4 protein-coding genes are annotated in these 3,538 nt (G+C 63.5%); 3 read left to right on the top strand and 1 reads right to left on the bottom strand.

The annotated features are described in order from the left end of the window. The first annotated feature begins 202 nt into the window (after nucleotides 1-202). Together M2S36_RS06180 and M2S36_RS06175 are read left to right on the top strand one after the other, a co-directional pair. Nucleotides 203-835: a TetR family transcriptional regulator gene (locus M2S36_RS06180; RefSeq protein WP_063911902.1), complete on the top strand. Its 633-nt coding sequence runs from the start codon at nucleotides 203-205 to the stop codon at nucleotides 833-835. Between the two features lie 158 nt (nucleotides 836-993). Continuing rightward, a complete protein-coding gene (locus tag M2S36_RS06175) occupies nucleotides 994-2,091 on the top strand; it encodes an AGE family epimerase/isomerase (protein WP_333956840.1) in 1,098 nt (365 codons plus the stop codon). A 98-nt stretch (nucleotides 2,092-2,189) separates the two neighbouring features. Here M2S36_RS06175 and M2S36_RS06170 read toward each other — a convergent pair whose 3' ends face one another. Further along, complete coding sequence (locus tag M2S36_RS06170; RefSeq protein ID WP_013974408.1) at nucleotides 2,190-2,957, bottom strand: SDR family oxidoreductase; 768 nt, start codon at nucleotides 2,955-2,957, stop codon at nucleotides 2,190-2,192. Between M2S36_RS06170 and M2S36_RS06165 the strand changes: the two genes are divergently transcribed. Next, on the top strand, nucleotides 2,938-3,351 hold the full coding sequence (locus tag M2S36_RS06165; RefSeq protein WP_233687345.1) for a hypothetical protein: 414 nt from the start codon (nucleotides 2,938-2,940) through the stop codon (nucleotides 3,349-3,351). The genes M2S36_RS06170 and M2S36_RS06165 overlap by 20 nt on opposite strands. Nucleotides 3,352-3,538: the final 187 nt, after the last annotated feature.

Genomic DNA, 3,538 nt, shown 5'->3' with positions numbered 1-3,538 from the left:
CTGATCGCCTGATCGAACGTACTGGCCGCGTTGCCGAAGGTGGCTCTGATCGCCTGATCGAAATCAGCCGTGTGAGCTGATCACCATGGCCGAAAAGAACAACCTCTGTCACAACGGCTGCTCCCCTCCATGCCCGGTCCATTGACCGGGCTTTGTTTTTTTAACTAGAGTGCCCAGCCTTACCGTCACAGAAGCCCGCACCATGCTGCCGCGCGCCGAACAGAAGCTACAGACCCGCCAGGCCCTGCTCGATGCCGCCTGCCAGCTCATGGAGAGTGGCCGTGGTTTCGGCAGTATCAGCCTGCGCGAAGTGGCAAAGACGGCCGGCATCGTACCCACCGGCTTTTACCGGCATTTTTCCGACATGGACGCCCTGGGCCTGGCCCTGGTGGCCGAAGTCGATACTACCTTCCGCCAGACTATCCGCCTGGTGCGCCACAACGAGTTCGAACTGGGCGGCATCACCGACGCCTCGGTGCGCATCTTCCTCGATGTGGTCGCCGCCCACCGCGCGCAGTTCCTGTTCCTCGCCCGTGAGCAGTACGGCGGCTCGCAGGCCGTACGCCAGGCCATTGCCCGCCTGCGCCAGGACATCAGCGACGACCTGGCCACCGACCTGGCGCGGATGAAGCGCTGGCAGCACCTGGACAGCGCCGCGCTAGCGGTGATGGCCGACCTGGTGGTGAAAACCGTGTTCGCCACCCTGCCCGAGCTTATCGACAGCCCCGAGGCGGGTTATCCACAGGCGCTGACGCCGCAGGAAAAGATCACCCAGCAGCTGCGCTTCATCTTTGTCGGTGCGCGGCATTGGCAGGGGTTGGGCAACCCGGGTTAGTGGGTAGCCTGTACTGGTCTCTTCGCGGGTGAACCCGCTCCCACAGGGACGGCACCGGACCTGAGGGCAGCGCAATACCCGCGAAGAGGCCGGCACAGGCTACCCACAACCCCAGTTCTGCTACCATGGCGCCCTGCCCGACAGCGACGAGCGCCGAAATGTCCGACCCCCGCCCCACCCTGCCCGAACTGGCCCGCTTCAACCAGCACTTCGCCGAACGCATCGTGCCGTTGTGGCAAGGCCCGGGCTGGAACGCCGACATGGCCCTGCCCTACGAGGCCCTGGACGCCCAGCATCAACCGTTGCCGGTGCAGCGCTATCGGGCCATGGCCTGCGCCCGCCAGCTCTACCTGTTCAGCAGCCGCATCGGCCAACCCGGCGCAGCCGAGCGCGCCGCCGCCTTGTTCCGCTCGCTGCAGAAGCACTTCCATGACGCCGAGCACGGCGGCTGGTTCTACAGCATCGACGCCCAGGGCAAACCGCTGGACCGGCGCAAGGACCTGTACACGCATGCCTTCATCGTCTTCGCTTGCGCGCACTACTGGGGCAAGGTGCGTGAAAACCTGGTGGAATCCACGCTGAACGCCGCGCTGGACATCATTGACCAGCAGTTCGCCCGCGACGACGGCCTGTACGAAGCCAGCCTCGGTGAAGACTGGGCCGACCTTGGCAGCGGCCCGCTGCAAAACCCGCAGATGCACCTGGCCGAAGCCTTCCTGCAGGTACTGGCGGTGCGTGACGACGAGCATGCCCGGCAGTCGCTGCTGCAACTGTGCGAGGCGCTGCAGGCGCACTTCATCGAACCGGCCCACGGCCTGATGCTGGAAAAGCCACGCGGCGCTGTGGATAACTGGTTCGAGCCGGGGCACCAGTTCGAGTGGTTCTACCTGCTGCATACCTCGCCACTGCTGCGCGACACGCCGCTGCATGCGTCCATCGACCGGGCTTTCGACTACGCCGAGCAGTACGGGGTGAAGGATGCCGCTGTGCTGGCGATGCTGGATGTGGATGGCAAGGTGCTCGACGCCACCCAGCGGATCTGGGCGCAGGCGGAATACCTACGGGCGCTGGTATTGCGGGCGGGGGGCGAGGCAAAGCTGGCTGGGCAGTTGCAGGCGCTCGACGCGCGGTTCCTGCGTGAGGCGGGCTGGTATGAGTGCCGGGATGGGGAAGGCAGTGTCAGCCGGCATGATATGCCTTCGACTACGCCCTATCATTTGGCAACTTGCCTGGAAGGGCTGCAGCGCCTGGGCTGACGCATTCGCGGGTGAACCCGCTCCCACAGGGATAGCGCCTGCTCTGAAACCGGTGCAGTACCTGTGGGAGCGGGTTTACCCGCGAAGAGGCCCTCAGATCAGCCTTTGACCGACCGGTCGATCGAAAACCCTGCCCAGTCCTGGCTTACCGGCATCAGTTCCAGGCTGTTGATGTTGATATGCGCCGGCTGGTTGAGAATCCAGAAGATGGTCTCGGCAATGTCCTGCGGCTGGATCGGCTCTGCGCCAGCGTAGGTGGCGTCGTATTTGGCCTGGTCACCGCCGAAGCGCACCAGCGAGAACTCGCTTTCGCACAGGCCCGGCTCGATGTTGCTCACCCGCACGCCGGTTCCCCGCAGGTCGCAGCGCAGGCTCAGCGAGAACTGGCCGACGAAAGCCTTGGTGCCGCCGTACACGTTGCTGCCCGGGTATGGGTAGTTGCCCGCCACGGAACCTACGTTGAGGATCGACGCCCCACGGCCATGGGCAATCAGCCGTGGCAGCAGCAGGCGGGTGGTGTACATCAGGCCCTTGATGTTGGTGTCGACCATGGTTTCCCAGTCGTCCAGGCTGCAGTTCTGCGCCGCGTCCACACCCAGCGCCAGGCCGGCGTTGTTGACCAGGCCGCGCAGCTTGTCGAAGCCGGCCGGCAGGTTGGCGATGGCCTGCTCCATGGCTTTGCGGTCACGCACGTCGAGCACCAGACCGTGTACTTCGGTCTTGGCAGACAGCTCGGCACACAGGGCGTCCAGGCGCTCCTTGCGGCGGCCTGTGAGCACCAGCTTCCAGCCGGCTTCGGCGAAGCGGCGGGCAGTGGCCTCGCCGAAACCGGAAGTCGCGCCAGTGATGAATACGGTGGACGTCATGCTCTGTTCCTCACGGTGGATTATCATCGGCAGTCTTGCAGCATGCCCGCGCCGGGCGCTGGCAGCAACCCGTCCAGGGTGCTGTTCATTTTTTGTTCACCTTCGGCAAACCCTTGCAGCAGAGGGCTCGGCGCCAGCTATGCGCACGTTATCCACAAGGCTTTCCCCACGGATTGGGGGCAACTTGTCCACGGCGCGGAACCCTTTCAGCGCCTTGTGGTCGGTGGATATCTTTTCGGTGATGGCGCAAGGCTTTCAAGCATGCCGCCTGCAGCGGTCTGTGCAAAGTTTTTTCACAGGGTTATCCACAGGTTTTGCGCAATGCCTGGAGTGGCTGCAGGGCTTTGAAAAACTTGGGAAAATCATCCACAAGGGGCCCATGATCAAAAAATGATCATGAAGCCGCAGGGCTTGGTATCAAAGGGCTTGAGCGAGATGCCACCATGTTTTCCACAGGCGGTTCCACATTATCCGTGGAAAAAATGGTCCTGTGTAAACAAGGGTTTGTGGTGGGGCTGTGGAGTAATTGGGGAGAGGTGTTCGAAAGGTTGTCCACATTGGCTTCGGGGGCCGCTTTGCGG

Origin of the sequence: Pseudomonas sp. SF2, assembly GCF_036858055.1 — a bacterium.
Lineage (GTDB): Bacteria > Pseudomonadota > Gammaproteobacteria > Pseudomonadales > Pseudomonadaceae > Aquipseudomonas.
The sequence above is the reverse complement of the archived record's forward strand: the minus strand, read 5'-3'. Positions and strand labels throughout refer to the sequence as shown.

Coding starts and splice junctions, on each gene's coding strand:
- M2S36_RS06165 (WP_233687345.1), top strand. CDS start 2,938: ATGAATACGGTGGACGTCATGCTCTGTTCCTCACGGTGGATTATCATC.
- M2S36_RS06175 (WP_333956840.1), top strand. CDS start 994: ATGTCCGACCCCCGCCCCACCCTGCCCGAACTGGCCCGCTTCAACCAG.
- M2S36_RS06180 (WP_063911902.1), top strand. CDS start 203: ATGCTGCCGCGCGCCGAACAGAAGCTACAGACCCGCCAGGCCCTGCTC.
- M2S36_RS06170 (WP_013974408.1), bottom strand. CDS start 2,957: ATGACGTCCACCGTATTCATCACTGGCGCGACTTCCGGTTTCGGCGAG.